Genomic DNA, 14,969 nt, shown 5'->3' with positions numbered 1-14,969 from the left:
TATTTACTGTGTCATTTGCCAAGTTTTTTTATTTCCAATTTATTCCTATCAATTCATTATAGAATCAATGGACTCTATACATGCATTTCTGAAGCCTGCCTTTTCAAGGGCCGTGACGCCCTTTATGGTGGAGCCTCCCGGTGAGCATACATTGTCCTTAAGTACTGCCGGATGCTCTCCTGTCTCAAGCATGAGCTTCGCTGAGCCAAGCACCAACTGCCCTACCAGCTTATATGCCACGTCTCTTTTAACACCGTATTTTACCGCAGCGTCAGCATATGCTTCCATCATAAGATCTACAAATGCAGGTCCGCAGCCGGTCACTGCTCCGCCTATACCCATAAGCTCAGAGGCCATTTCCTCCACCAGTCCCACAGAACCAAACAGCTTCATTATTTCTTCTCTTTCCTCCGGAAGAAGTGAGTTTTTATCTTCAAATAAAAGTACTCCCTCTCCCACCATGGCAGGTGTATTTGGCATTACGAACTGCAATCTCACATCTGCATCTATAAGGTTGTCAAGCTTGTCATAATTCCAGCCCAGTGCAATGGATATTATTGCTTTATTCTCAATAGCATCACCCAGCTCCTTTAAGACTTCTTCAATCTGATATGGTTTGCAGGCAAGTATTATTGTGTCACATTCCTTTACCATATCCACAAGGCTTTCCTTTGGAACAAAACCATATTTCTCTGCATTTTTCTTTAATTTATCAAAATGAGGTGCATAGCCATACACATCTTCTCCGGATATCAATCCGCTTTTTATAAAACCGGAACAAAGTGCCGTTGCCATGTTGCCCATTCCCACAAAACCTAATTTATTCATGCTTCTCCTCCTTTTTATTGAACTCCAGCCATGCAAAATTTGCCTTCGGCAAATGGCTGGAGCTGCATATCAAGTTTTCATAGAAAACTTGACACAATCATTGAACATCAGCCCATTAAAATTCACTTTATAATAGAGGGCTGACGCCACATATCAAGCTTCCATGTAAAGCTTACGTAATTTATAATATTATAAAAAATCGGCGGCTATAATTCAACAACATATATTACGCAAAAAACCCGACCGTGAAATCCACGACCGGGTCTTTTTTATGTTAAAAGGATATGTCTGTTGTTAATTAGCAAACACCCTGTGCAAGCATAGCGTCAACAACCTTCTCAAAGCCGGCGATGTTAGCACCTGCAACGTAGTCTGGGTTTCCGCCAACTGTCATGTTGTATCTTGCTGCTGCGTCTGAAATGTTAGCGTAGATTGTCTCCATGATTCCCTTGAGCTTGCCATCAACCTCTTCGAATGTCCATGAAAGTCTCTCGCTGTTCTGGCTCATCTCAAGAGCTGATGTAGCAACACCACCTGCATTTGCAGCCTTACCACCAACGAAGAGTACGCCCTGCTCCTGAAGATACTTAGTAGCCTCAAGTGTTGTAGGCATGTTAGCACCTTCTGTTACTGAAATAACGCCATTTGCAACAAGCATCTTAGCATCCTCAAGGTTAAGCTCGTTCTGTGTAGCACATGGAAGAGCAAGATCACACTTGATTGACCATACACCGTGATCGTTAGCGTCCTTCTTTACATGATACTCAGCTGATGGTCTTGCAGCAGCATAAGCGTCAAGACGCGCTCTCTTAACTTCCTTAACATCCTTAAGAAGCTCAACATCGATTCCTTCTGGATCGTAGATCCAACCTGTTGAATCTGAACATGTTACACACTTAGCACCTAACTGCTGTGCCTTCTCGATAGCATAGATTGCAACATTACCGGCACCTGATACTGCACATACCTTGCCTGCAATATCCATATTGTGATCCTTAAGAAGAGCACTTGTAAGGTAAAGTAATCCATAACCTGTAGCCTGTGTACGAGCAAGTGATCCACCATATGTAAGTCCCTTACCTGTAAGAACTCCCTCGAATAATCCACGGATTCTCTTGTACTGACCGAACATGAAGCCGATCTCTCTTGCGCCTGTTCCGATATCACCTGCCGGAACATCAACGTCTGCACCGATATATTTTGAAAGCTCTGTCATGAAGCTCTGGCAGAATGCCATGATCTCTCTGTCTGACTTACCCTTAGGGTCGAAGTCTGAACCACCCTTACCACCACCGATAGGAAGTGTTGTAAGTGAGTTCTTAAAGATCTGCTCGAAACCAAGGAACTTGATGATACCAAGGTTTACTGAAGGATGAAGTCTAAGACCTCCCTTGTATGGTCCAATGGCATTGTTGAACTGTACACGGAAACCTCTGTTTACCTGTACCTGTCCGTTGTCATCAACCCATGGTACCCTGAACATTATCTGTCTATCCGGCTCTGTGATTCTCTCAAGGATTGCGTTCTTTCTGTAAACTTCCTCGTTTGCATCGATGCAAGGTCTGAGTGATTCAAGAACCTCTGTAACTGCCTGTAAGAACTCAGGCTGATCTGCATTCTTTTTCTTTACTACTTCAAGTACTTCATCAACATATGACATTTTTATATCCTCCTAAAGCTTTATTTTATTGATTGTTTTCCAACCACTAGGCACATTATATTACAGTGCATTAATAATGTAAAGTAAAAACTTAAAAAATCCAAGTAAAAAGTTGTTTTTACTTGGATTTTATCATATCGCATATGTGATTTTGTGGATTTTTTAGGTTTTTCCACAGTAAAACCTTATTTTTTAAATTTTACTGCTTGTCATTTGCAGTGGTACTCCTTATCTCATTATCTGCTCTCCAGTATCTGCACCTGTGCTTTACGCAGGTTGAGAACACAATCTGCGTCTTGGTCTTCCCAAACCTCTGGAGTTCTCCTACGAAATGATCCAGATCAGCAGTAGTCTTAAATCTCACCTCAATAAGCATTGAGTAATCCCCGGTAACACAATTACACTCAACTACATTCAACACGCTGTCTATATACGGATAGAATTCTTCCTTCTGGTCAGGTGACACCTCAAGGTTGATAAATGCCTTTATATAGTGGCCCATTGACTCCGGATTAAGCTTGGTGGTAAAACCCTCAAGGACTCCCTCCTCCAACATTCTGTCTATACGGGTTCCCACTGCTGTAGGTGACATTGATACTGCCGCAGCCATATCCTTAAGAGAAGCTCTCGCATTCTCCTGGAGCATTGCCAATATCTTGCAATCCACCTCATCAAGTTTATAATATACCAGCTCACGCTTTTCCATTTTCCTTCTCCTTATTATCCCAAATATCAGCCCATTAAAAATTTGGCATGATCTCAGATTTCTTATAGTCGATTATACACCCTGTACTTAATAAACTAAAGAAAAGAAACTCTGAAAATAATCCACTCTCAGAGTTTCTCTCACTTAATAATTTATCTTTCTATTAGTTCTTGCTCTTAATGTACTCGTCAATACCCTTGGCTGCTGCCTTTCCTGCACCCATGGCAAGGATAACTGTGGCTGCACCTGTAACTGCGTCACCACCGGCATATACACCTTCCTTGGTTGTCTTTCCATCAGCCTCGTCAGCTACAAGGCACTTCCACTTATTTGTATCAAGTCCCTTTGTTGTTGATGAGATAAGTGGGTTTGGTGAAGTACCAAGTGACATGATAACTGCATCCACATCCATAACGAACTCTGAACCAGGGATCACAACAGGTCTTCTTCTTCCTGAAGCATCAGGCTCGCCAAGCTCCATCTTTACACACCTGATTCCGCATACCCAGCCTTTCTCGTCTGCAAGGATCTCTGTAGGATTTGTAAGAAGATCAAATATAATCCCCTCTTCCTTAGCGTGATGTACTTCCTCGACTCTTGCAGGAAGCTCCTCCTCTGAACGTCTGTATACGATATGTGTCTCTGCACCGAGACGTAATGCTGTTCTTGCCGCGTCCATAGCAACATTACCACCACCTACAACTGCTACCTTCTTGGCATGCATGATAGGTGTATTTGAATTCTCGTCAAACGCCTTCATAAGGTTACTTCTTGTAAGATACTCATTCGCTGAGAATACTCCGTTTGAGTTCTCACCAGGAATACCCATGAACTTAGGAAGGCCGGCACCTGAACCTACGAATACTGCGTCAAAGCCCTCGTCCTCAAGAAGTGAGTCGATGGTAACCGACTTGCCTACCACTACATTTGTCTCAATCTTAACGCCAAGACTCTTTATGTTCTCTATCTCTTTCTTAACTACCTTTTCCTTAGGGAGACGGAATTCAGGAATACCATATACAAGAACTCCTCCCGGCTCATGAAGTGCCTCAAATATTGTAACATCATAGCCCATCTTCGCAAGGTCTCCGGCACATGTAACACCTGAAGGACCCGAACCGATAACAGCGACCCTCTTGCCGTTCTTTTCCTTAGCAGGCTCAGGCTTGATGCCATTCTCTCTTGCCCAGTCTGCAACAAATCTCTCAAGCTTACCGATTGATACGGCTTCGCCCTTTATTCCTCTGATACATCTGTGCTCACACTGTGTCTCCTGTGGACATACACGACCGCATACAGCAGGGAGTGCAGATGACTCACTGATGATCTGGAACGCTTCAGCGAAGTTTCCTTCCTTAACCTTAGCAATGAATCCTGGAATATTTATTGATACAGGACATCCACCCATACATGGTGCGTTCTTGCATCCTATACATCTTGACGCCTCAGCCATTGCCTCCTCAGCATTGTATCCGTAACAAACCTCTTCAAAATTATGAGCACGCTCACTGGCGTCCTGCTCGCGAACAGGAACTCTCTTAAATACATCTACATCTATAGCCATTATTTGTCACCTCCGCAATTTCCACAGCCACCATGGTGTGTATCTCCTTCTTTAGCTGCAAGATACGCTCTTCCTTCTGCTGTCTTATATATCTGCTGACGCTTCATAGCCTCATCGAAGTCTACAAGATGTCCATCAAACTCAGGTCCGTCTACGCAGGCAAACTTAACTTCACCGCCGACTGTAACTCTGCACGCACCGCACATACCTGTTCCATCTACCATGATAGGGTTCAGGCTGACAACAGTATGGATACCAAGCTCCTTTGTGAGCTTACATACGAACTTCATCATTATCATTGGTCCAATCGCGATACATACGTCATATTTATTTCCTGCATCAACAAGCTTCTGGATCTCATTTGTAACAACACCCTTGCTTCCGTAAGAGCCATCATCCGTTGTTATATACAGGTTGCCTGCAACAGTTCTCATCTGATCCTCAAGGATGATAAGTGACTTGTTTCTTCCACCGATGATAACATCTGCGTCAACACCATTCTCGTGGAGCCACTTAACCTGTGGGTATACAGGAGCAGTACCGACACCTCCTGCAACAAACAATATCTTCTTATTCTTAAGATCATCTATGTTCTCATCGCATAACTCTGAATGGCAGCCAAGTGGTCCAACAAAATCTGCAAATGCATCTCCAGCCTTATAATTTCTCATCATCTCCGTAGCAGCGCCTACTACCTGGAATACTATGGTAACTGTGCCTTCTTCTCTATTGTAATCACAGATGGTAAGAGGTATCCTCTCCCCGTCATCTGATCCTCTGACTATAATAAACTGTCCCGGGAGACAATTCTTTGCTACTCTCGGAGCTTTTACTTCCATGAGATAAATTGTGTCTGTTAACTGTTCTGTTTTAACAATACTATACACGCGATCTTCTTCCTTTCTCTGTCCGGCAGATATTATTTTCTCAACCAAAATACTCTTCTACCTGTTTTTCTTAACTGACAAGCATAATAGACTAAATAATTTTTATCAATAAAGCAATCCGATTGTACCACACTGATATGCAAATAACAAGTAATATACATAAAAAACCGGTCATCACACCGGGAATTCCGATCCGCAGTGCAACAACCGGTATATCAGCTTAGTAATAATAAATCTCAGGCTTTTTTCTTCTTTGCCTTCGCCAGCAGCTCTTCTTTGTGTCTCTTCTCATTCTCCAGATACATGAGCCGCTTCATGTTATCGAACTTCTTCTGTTCCGTACGGATATCCGCCAGCTTCCTGTCTGTCTCCTCCTGCAATCCATTGCTCTCAAAAACAAGAAACTTGTCAAATACTCCCGGATAGGCAAATGTCTTCTCAAGATTCTGAAGCTCAAATATAACCTTAATGTGAACTCCGTCACACTCTATGACATTCCCCTGACCAAATTTTACGTGTCTCACCTTTTCATTTTCAAACATTCAAATCTTCCTTCCAAATACTAAAACACCTTCATGAGATATTACCGTGAAACTATTTCATAACTCAATCCAACTCATTTTCTGCCTATACCTATAATATCAAATTTTCACGTTCAAAATCCATAGTAAATCGACACGAAAAACCAAATTCGTTACTTTATCCACTTAGGCTGGCAATATTTGTAGATTATCACAACTTGACTTTTTTTTAATTGTGCAAATACTTTCCGAATACCGGAGCTCCATTGTGTTTTTTTCTGAAACGTTTCAGTTTTCACCAACCGGATCATGGGATCATCTCACGCTCGACTTAAGAAGTTCCATAACCTCTTTCTCTGTAGCAAGGGATAATGCCTTCTCTGCCAGAAGATCTGCTTCTTCCTTTGTCCACTTATTTATGACCGCCCTGGTTGCCAGTACGGAAGTGGCACTTACAGAAAACTCGTTAAGTCCAAAGGAGATAAGCAGTGGTATCAGCAGCGGATCTGCTGCTGCTTCGCCGCACATTCCAACCATTATGCCTGCTTTATTTGCAGATTCGATAATATACTTCATTGAACGGAGCACTGCCGGGTTATATGCAGAGTACAGATATGCAACCTTGGCATTTCCTCTGTCTACAGCCATTGTGTACTGTGTAAGGTCATTTGTACCTATACTGAAGAAGTCTGCTTCCTTGGCAAGAAGGTCTGCAATAAGTGCAGCTGCAGGGGTCTCTATCATAACACCAACCTGGATATCCTTGTCATAAGGGATACCGGCAGCGTCAAATTCCTTCTTTATAACCTCGACCATCGCCTTAACGGCTCTGATCTCATCCACACAGGTTACAAGCGGTACCATTATCTTAATGTGTCCGTAGGCACTGGCACGGAGCAGCGCACGGAGCTGTACTCTGTATGAAGCCTCATTTGCCAGGCAGTATCTTACAGCCCTGAAACCTAAGAAAGGATTATCCTCCTTAGCAAGTCCAAGATATGGGATATCCTTATCACCGCCAACGTCCAGTGTTCTGATTATAACCTCCTTGCCCTCCATGATCTCGGCAGCCTTCCTGTATGCCTCAAACTGCTGATCCTCACTTGGAAGCTGCGATGCTCCCATGAACAGAAACTCTGTACGGAACAGACCTATGCCTTCTCCGTCACAGCTCTTAACCTGCTCTGCGTCCTCAGGCTTGCCGATATTGCCATAGAGACTTACAGCCTTACCATCTGCGGTAACTGTCTCCTTGCCCATGAACACCTTAAGGGTCTCCTTCTGGACAAGCCATTCCCTCTTCTTTCCTACATACTCGGCTATCTCCTCAACTGTAGGATCAATTATACATATTCCATTATTGCCGTCAACGGCTATGTTCATTCCGTCTGTCACCTTATCAACTATTCCGTCTATGCTCAGTACTGCAGGGATCTCCAGTGCCCTGGCAAGGATTGCTGAGTGGGAGGTCTTTCCGCCGACCTCTGTTATGATGCCCTCAACATTTTCCTTTATAATGCCGGCAGTCATGGATGGTGTAAGGTCTCTCGCCACAAGTATTGTACCTGCCGGTACATCAGCAACATTTGTATCGGGAACTCCTGTAAGTATCTTAAGCATGCGGAGCTTGATATCTGCCACGTCTGTTGCTCTCTGCTTTGTAAGCTCATCATCCGCCATCATGAACATTGATGAGAACATATCACAGGCTGACTCAAGAGCCGACTCTGCACATGTGCCTCCTGATATTGTTCCCTTGATTATTTCTTCCATTCCCGGATCGTTTAACAATAATATATGCCCCTCAAGGATCTCTGCATTATGCTCTCCGACCCTTTCCTTCATTGCATCTGCCATCCTCCGGGTCTTCTCAGTGAATACCGCAACCGCATCTTCATATCTCTTTATCTCTGCATCTGTATCTGTTATTGTCCTTACCACATATTCAGGCTTGACATCAGATATAACAACAGCCTTGCCCACACCATATCCGGCAGAACCGCCTATTCCTCTATACATATTGGCCTCCTTATACTTCCCCTTCGTTTACCGGGTACCTTAATACTTCATCATTTGCATTAGATAAAATCTTTCTGTCAGATAATACACAGCCGGTGTCTGACGCCTGTCATGACATCAGACACCGGCTGTTAAAAACGCTTGATATTACTCGCCAAATCCTGACTCGATAAGTTCTACTGCCTTTGCAAGAGCTTCCTTCTCGTCTTCGCCCTCACACTCTACTGTTACCTCCGCACCGCACTTGATACATGCTGCGATAATGAGCATTACGCTCTTGGCATTTATCTTTTTACCTGCGGTCTCAAGAGTTATTGCTGACTTGAACTTTGTCATTTCCTTTGCCAGCACTCCTGCCGGTCTCATATGAAGTCCCTGTGCATTAATTACTTTTACTGTCTGTGATACCATAATCTTAATCTCCCTTTTCCGTTATACTCTGTTGATTTTATTTCCGAGCCCATGGCCATCAGCCTGAGCATTTAATCCTTAGTTTTGTCTGTTATTTATTTTTTACTTGTTTCTTATCCTACTCTTCAACAGGCTTCTTGATAATTCCAAGCATCACTGCTGTTATCACTGAACCTACAAGCCATGAAACAATGTAGAGTAATGGATTTCCAACTGTTGCGAATACGAACACTCCTCCGTGAGGTGCCATCAGCGTACACTTGAATGCTGCTGCCATGGCTCCCGCTACTGCTGCGCCAACGAAGGTACATGGGATTACACGAAGTGGATCTGCTGCTGCAAATGGGATAGCTCCCTCTGTAATGAAACCACAGCCCATTACAATGTTTGAAACTGTTGAGCCTCTCTCTGCCTTTGTAAACTTCTTAGGGAAGAAGATACATGCAAGAGCGATTCCAAGTGGCGGAACCATACCACCTACCATAACTGCTGCCATTGCTATATAGCATGCCTGAACTCCCGGATCTGTTATGGCCATTCCGTTTGATGTCATCTCTGCGGCTGTTGCCAACATCATTGAACCATATACATAAGCCGCCTTGTTAATAGGACCTCCCATATCTATTGCCATCATTCCGCCAAGGATAAGTCCAAGGACTACAAGAAGGTTCTTATTTGCAAGGGATGTGAGCATGTTGCTGAGGCCTGTATTTACAACACCGATAAGTGGGTTGAAGATGAATATCATCAGCACTGCCACAAGGAACATTCCCACTACAGGGTAGATAAGTGTAGGCTTGATACCCTCAAGTGACTGTGGGAACTTGGAGCAAAGCTTTCTGAGGAGCAATACCAGATATCCTGCCAGGAAACCTGCCACTATACCGCCAAGGAATCCCGATACCGTGTTACCTGATGAAGGACCTGCAAATCCGAACTTTGCAACGAAGTTCTGGAAGCCTGAGAGACCTTCCATATTGGAGAACAGGTAATTTGCATTTTCACCTGCAAACAATGCTGCATTTCCCGATGATGCAAGTAAACCGCCAAGGAAACCAACCGCAAGACCCGGCCGGTCTGCTATGGATTCTGCTATGAAGCCTGCAAGTACCGGAACCATAAGTCCCATGGCAAGTCCGCCTGCGTATTTAAAGAATGCAGAAAGTGGTGTACATGAACCGAAGTTTGATCCACCGGTTGAACCGTATCCGCATATTGTATCAATAAGGAAAGCCAGTGCTGTAAGTATACCGCCACCGATTACAAATGGGAGCATGTGAGATACACCGTTCATAAGGTGCTTGTATATTCTGTTTCCCACACTGCCTGAAGCCTTTTCCTCTTTCTTTGCTCCTGCCTCATGATGTACAGGAACCTCACCGGAAACAACCTTCTCTATAAGCTCCTCCGGCTTATGGATACCATCGGCCACCTTGGTAAATAATACCGGCTTGCCGTCAAATCTTGCCGTCTCAACATTCTTATCTGCCGCAACTATTATTCCGTCACAGGCTGCGATCTCTTCATCTGTAAGTCTGTTCTTGACACCGCCTGAACCATTTGTCTCAGCCTTAAGGGGATATCCAAGCTTCTCGCCTGCCTTCTCCAGTGCCTCGGCTGCCATGTATGTGTGGGCGATACCTGTAGGACACGCTGTAACCGCAAGAACCCTGTAGCCTGTCTTTACCTCCTCAGGTGTCTTCTCCTCTTCTGCCGTTTCCTCAGGGAACTTCTCTGCCTCGTACTTGTCACACACTGCAAGAAAATCCTCTGTAGTCTTTGCTGCAAGAAGCTCTGCCCTGAAATTCTCATCCATAAGAAGCATCGAAAGTCTTGAGAGAACCTCAAGATGTACGTCTGCTCCGTTCTCAGGAGCTGCTATCATAAAGAAAAGATTTGAAGGAGCACCGTCAAGGGAATCGTAATCAACGCCCTCAGGTACTGTCATTGCTGCAAGTCCCGGTTTCTTAACGGCGCTGTTCTTGGAATGAGGTATTGCTATTCCTTCGCCTATGGCTGTGGAACCGTCTGCCTCTCTCTTAAGTATTCCTTTCTTAAATTCTTCCTTGTCAGAAATATTTCCCGACTCATAATGCAGATTAACCAGATAATCAATAGCTGCATCTTTGGAATCGACCTTTACCCCTAAGGCCACGCTCTGTTTTGATAATAACTCCGTAATCTTCATATGCGCTTCTCCTTTTCTCTTATTTTATTTTTTGGCTTTTTGTGCCTGTTTTTATTTTTTAGCCATCAGTCACATTTTGTTTCTACCGGCTATATTCTATAGCCATCAGCTATAGTTTCATGTTTTTGTTACAGTCTTGAGTACAGCTCATGTACCAGATCAGCTTCTGCCAAGCCCTCTGAAAATGCTGTTGCACTTCCGGTTGCTGTACCGAACTTCAATGCTTCAAGGTAATCATGGTCCTTGAAGTAGCTTGCTATGAAGCCTGCCACCATGGAATCTCCGGCACCTACGGAATTAACAACTTTGCCCTTAGGAACTCCCATTCTGAATACTTCTCTGCTCTCCGTAACAAGGATTGCTCCGTCTCCTGCCATGGATATAAGTACATTTTTGGCACCCATATCAAGAAGCTTCATTGCATATTCTGTTATCTCTTCATCTGTCTTAAGCTCAACTCCGAACATCTCCCCAAGCTCATGATTATTTGGCTTTATGAGAAACGGATGATACTTAAGTACATTTAGCAGAAGATCCCTTGTGGCGTCCACCACGATCTCAATATCCTTATCCATCAGTCGTGACATTATTGTTTCATATATATCTGACGGAAGTGATGACGGAATGGTTCCTGCCAGTACCAGACAGTCACCGGCTGTGAGCTTATCAAGCTGCGCAAACAACTTTTCAATGTCAGCCTCCGGGATATCCGGTCCCTGACCGTTTATCTCTGTTTCTTCCTCAGCCTTAAGCTTCACGTTTATTCTGCTCATTCCCTTATCAAGAGTAATGAAATCTGTGTCAACTCCGAGTGCCTTTACTCCGTTCTCAATCTCTCTTCCTGTAAATCCTGCCACAAATCCGAGAGCCACCGAATCAACGCCTATATTCTTCAATACAGTGGAAACATTTATTCCCTTGCCGCCGTAGAAAACCGCTTCGGCATTGCTCCTGTTTACTTCTCCAAGTTTAAGGTTCTCAACTCTTACTACATAATCCAGTGCAGGATTGAATGTAACTGTGTATATCATTTCAAAACCTCCTTTATTATCGTTAAATCTACATATCTATCATTTGCAAGTCTGTCAGTTATAATGCAGGCTCTTTTGATATCTGCAAATGTAACTGCCGTAACCTTGTCAAATTTACTGTGATCTGCCAGAACCACTGCCGCGTATGATCTGTTCACCGCCTCCTGCTTAACCAGCGCCTCTTCCACATCCACCGTGGAAAATCCATATTCAGGATGGATACCATTGGTTCCCAGGAAGCATTTTGTGAAATTAAATTTCTTCATTCCGTTTACTGCTTCTCCGCCTATGACTGCCTCTGTCCCTGCCTTGACCAGTCCCCCAAGGATATATGTCTTTATGCCCTTGGCGATAAGCTTCTTGGCATGGGCAATACCATTTGTAACTATTGTTGCCTTAGTATTTTCAATGTATTCAATCAGCCACCCTGTAGATGTGCCGGCGTCTACAAATATAAAATCATCATCATTTATCATGTTGACTGCGTACTTTCCGATGGCACGCTTCTCGTCAACGCTCTGCTGTTCTCTCTCAGACACGGAAGCTTCGTCTGATACATATTCGTGATCCAGAACTGTCGCACCGCCGTGCACCCTCTTAAGCTTGCCCATCTCGTCAAGAGTTATGATGTCCCTTCTGGCTGTGGACTCCGAGGTTCCTGTAATCTCTGCACATTCCTGTATGGTTATGATCTTCTTTGCTTTAAGCTCGTCCAATATTATCCTGTATCTTTCCTCTGTGATCATTCATCTCTCCTGTTCTGTATGTCAGGTTCTCATATAAAACCTGATACATTATCTGCATCCTGCCTGTCTACTCTGTTTATATCTGACTCTTACTTTTTATTTCTTCTATACATTCTCCCTCATTTTTAAACATTGGGAGTGCCCGCCGTTTTTTTGACGAACACTCCCATAATTAGGGAGGGGGGAAGTTATCAATTTTATACAGATTTAAGAGTATTGTTGTTTTTCTTTCACATTCTGTCAATTTCTCTCATCTGTGACTATATATTACCATTTGATTTCACATATGTCAACAGCTTTTTGAAATATTTTGAATTTTTTTGAATTTATTTTTTGGTGAATATGTTTGTTTTGAATTTTTTTGGAAGTTTTTATGACATTTATAATAGAGCACATGGCATTTGAAAGTTTTTGGAAGGAATTTCATATAGATATCATTACAGCAAAAAAAACCGGCCTCCGGCAGCCAGCTCCTACGTCTGACTTTCGAGGTCGGTTCATATCTTACAAACATCGCTGATACTTTTCCTGCAGATGTTTCTTATACACCCTTTTTATTATTATTTTGTTTTCTTATGCAATTCTGTTCCCATAGCTTAAGCTTCTTTACAAGACCTGACACCTGATATGATCTTCCAAGCCTTAAGACTAAAGTACTTGGTTCCTTCTTCTCATCCAGAAATTTAAACTCCACGATGCCCTCTTCATCCTTAAGGGTCATTTGTCCGAAGCTGTTCTCATCTATGGAAATATCCACTTCTTTTATCTCCCCGGTCTGTCCTTCCCGTATGCGAAAGTTCATCTCAAGTCTCGTATCCCCCACGAATCTCATGGACAGTCTGCTGTCTGTAAACGCGTGACGCAGATAAATTCTTGCTCCGATAAAGAGAGCAAGTATCCCGCACACAGCAAGTAAGGCATACAGATCATCCACACGGCTTCTCTTCACCAGTGCATACATCATTCCAAGAAGTATGATGGTGGTCAGTGAAACCAGTATGTTTAACAAATTGTAGGGTTCTGATTTCTTTGATATCTTAATTTTATTTTTCACATTAACCTCTCATGAGCAGAATTTAATCGTTCCCCAATCTGCCCGGGTATTAGGGTATTACGAACGGTAATCTCCGTTGATCTTGACATAATCATATGTCAGGTCACAGCCCCATGCCTTTGCTGTTACATCTCCAATGCCGAGATCTATGTTAATGAATATCTCATCACCGGAAAGGATTTTTGCTGCGATCTCCTCTGAGAAAGGAACTCCCGCGCCCTTGCGGCATACAGGAATTGTTCCGTATTCGGAGCTTAAGTCTACGGCAACCTTGTCTATGTCAAAATCTGCCTCAGCATAACCTATAGCGCAGAGTATTCTGCCCCAATTGGCGTCCTCACCGAACATCGCACACTTTGTAAGTGGGGAACGGATAACACTCTTGGCAACGATAATGGCTGTATCAAGATCAGGTGCTCCCGCAACTGTGCACTCAAGCATTTTTGTTGCGCCCTCACCGTCAGAAGCCAGCATCATCGTAAGGCACTCCATGACAATATAAAGTGCTTTCTTGAAGATCTCATAATCCTTACCTTCTTCTGTTACAGGTGTATTGCCTGCAAGACCGTTTGCCATAACAGTAAGAGTGTCATTTGTGGAGGTATCACCGTCTATTGAAAGGCAGTTATAAGTTACCTTTACTATTTCGTTTAAAGCCTTCTGCATAAGCTCTGATGTGATATCCACATCTGTCGTAAGGAAGTTGAGGGTTGTTGCCATGTTTGGATGGATCATTCCGCTTCCCTTTGCCATACCGCCGAGACGGCAGGTCTTTCCGCCCAGTTCAAACTCAACAGCCACCTGCTTGTCAACAGTATCTGTGGTCATGATGGCGTTTGCAGCTTTGTCGTTTCCATCTGCCGAAAGCCCCTCTGCCAGCTCCTTCATGTGCTCCTCAAATGGTTCTATAGGGATTATCTGCCCTATAACTCCTGTGGAAGCATTGATGACCAGGTTTGTGTCAATGCCCAGGGCGTCTGCACAGAGGCTGCTGATCTTCTCAGCCTTTTCTATTCCATCCGCATTACAGGTATTTGCATTTTTTGAATTAACTATTATTGCCTGCGCCCTGTTACCTGTAGCCTTAAGATGTTCCTTTGTAACAGTTATAGGAGCACCCTTTACTTTATTTGTGGTGTATACTGCTGCCGCATTGCAGACCTTCTCTGAATATACCATACCCAGATCATTCTTGGTCTTCTCAGGGTTCAGACCGCAATTGATGCCATTTGCCAGGTATCCCTTAGCTGCACACACACCGCCGTCAACATATTTATATCCTTCGTATACTTTCTTATTCATTGCTATCATCCTTTCCGTGAAATCCCCGTCATGACAGCCGGAGATCCGCATG

The 14,969-nt window shown here is 43.6% G+C and carries 13 protein-coding genes; all 13 read right to left on the bottom strand.

The window, feature by feature from the left end:
• Positions 1-48: 48 nt before the first annotated feature.
• Positions 49-828: a pyrroline-5-carboxylate reductase gene (gene proC, locus DXB54_RS02735; RefSeq protein ID WP_118694161.1), complete on the bottom strand. Its 780-nt coding sequence runs from the start codon at positions 826-828 to the stop codon at positions 49-51.
• Positions 829-1,126: 298 nt separating this feature from the next.
• The gene (gene gdhA, locus DXB54_RS02730) at positions 1,127-2,488 is read right to left on the bottom strand and encodes an NADP-specific glutamate dehydrogenase (protein WP_118694160.1); all 1,362 of its coding nucleotides are present in this window, start codon (positions 2,486-2,488) and stop codon (positions 1,127-1,129) included.
• 199 nt (positions 2,489-2,687) lie between these two features.
• Positions 2,688-3,194 carry an Lrp/AsnC family transcriptional regulator gene (locus DXB54_RS02725; RefSeq protein WP_021938534.1) on the bottom strand — a complete coding sequence of 169 codons (507 nt, stop codon included), beginning with the start codon at positions 3,192-3,194 and terminating at the stop codon, positions 2,688-2,690.
• Positions 3,195-3,357: 163 nt separating this feature from the next.
• A complete protein-coding gene (gene gltA / locus DXB54_RS02720) occupies positions 3,358-4,758 on the bottom strand; it encodes an NADPH-dependent glutamate synthase (protein ID WP_118694159.1) in 1,401 nt (466 codons plus the stop codon).
• The gene (locus DXB54_RS02715; RefSeq protein WP_118694492.1) at positions 4,758-5,645 is read right to left on the bottom strand and encodes a sulfide/dihydroorotate dehydrogenase-like FAD/NAD-binding protein; all 888 of its coding nucleotides are present in this window, start codon (positions 5,643-5,645) and stop codon (positions 4,758-4,760) included. The genes gltA and DXB54_RS02715 overlap by 1 nt, the downstream gene beginning before the upstream one ends.
• A 236-nt stretch (positions 5,646-5,881) precedes the next feature.
• Complete coding sequence (locus DXB54_RS02710) at positions 5,882-6,187, bottom strand: hypothetical protein (protein WP_021938531.1); 306 nt, start codon at positions 6,185-6,187, stop codon at positions 5,882-5,884.
• A gap of 294 nt (positions 6,188-6,481) precedes the next feature.
• Positions 6,482-8,185 carry a phosphoenolpyruvate--protein phosphotransferase gene (gene ptsP, locus DXB54_RS02705; RefSeq protein ID WP_118694158.1) on the bottom strand — a complete coding sequence of 568 codons (1,704 nt, stop codon included), beginning with the start codon at positions 8,183-8,185 and terminating at the stop codon, positions 6,482-6,484.
• A gap of 147 nt (positions 8,186-8,332) precedes the next feature.
• Positions 8,333-8,596 carry an HPr family phosphocarrier protein gene (locus DXB54_RS02700; protein WP_021938529.1) on the bottom strand — a complete coding sequence of 88 codons (264 nt, stop codon included), beginning with the start codon at positions 8,594-8,596 and terminating at the stop codon, positions 8,333-8,335.
• Positions 8,597-8,714: 118 nt separating this feature from the next.
• A complete protein-coding gene (locus DXB54_RS02695; RefSeq protein ID WP_118694157.1) occupies positions 8,715-10,784 on the bottom strand; it encodes a PTS fructose transporter subunit IIABC in 2,070 nt (689 codons plus the stop codon).
• A gap of 128 nt (positions 10,785-10,912) precedes the next feature.
• Positions 10,913-11,815 (bottom strand): 1-phosphofructokinase, encoded by a 903-nt coding sequence (gene pfkB / locus DXB54_RS02690; protein ID WP_118694156.1) that lies wholly within the window; start codon positions 11,813-11,815, stop codon positions 10,913-10,915.
• Entirely contained in the window at positions 11,812-12,561 is a 750-nt protein-coding gene (locus tag DXB54_RS02685; RefSeq protein WP_021938526.1) for a DeoR/GlpR family DNA-binding transcription regulator, read from the bottom strand. The genes pfkB and DXB54_RS02685 overlap by 4 nt, the downstream gene beginning before the upstream one ends.
• Positions 12,562-13,102: 541 nt before the next feature.
• Positions 13,103-13,615: a hypothetical protein gene (locus DXB54_RS02680; protein WP_118694155.1), complete on the bottom strand. Its 513-nt coding sequence runs from the start codon at positions 13,613-13,615 to the stop codon at positions 13,103-13,105.
• Positions 13,616-13,672: 57 nt separating this feature from the next.
• A complete protein-coding gene (gene argJ / locus DXB54_RS02675) occupies positions 13,673-14,917 on the bottom strand; it encodes a bifunctional glutamate N-acetyltransferase/amino-acid acetyltransferase ArgJ (protein WP_118694154.1) in 1,245 nt (414 codons plus the stop codon).
• Positions 14,918-14,969 lie beyond the last annotated feature (52 nt).

This window comes from Coprococcus sp. OM04-5BH, assembly GCF_003482105.1.
In the GTDB taxonomy this organism is placed as follows: Bacteria; Bacillota; Clostridia; order Lachnospirales; family Lachnospiraceae; genus Coprococcus.
Note: the sequence above shows the minus strand (reverse complement) of the source record. Positions and strands in the feature narration are given on the sequence as shown.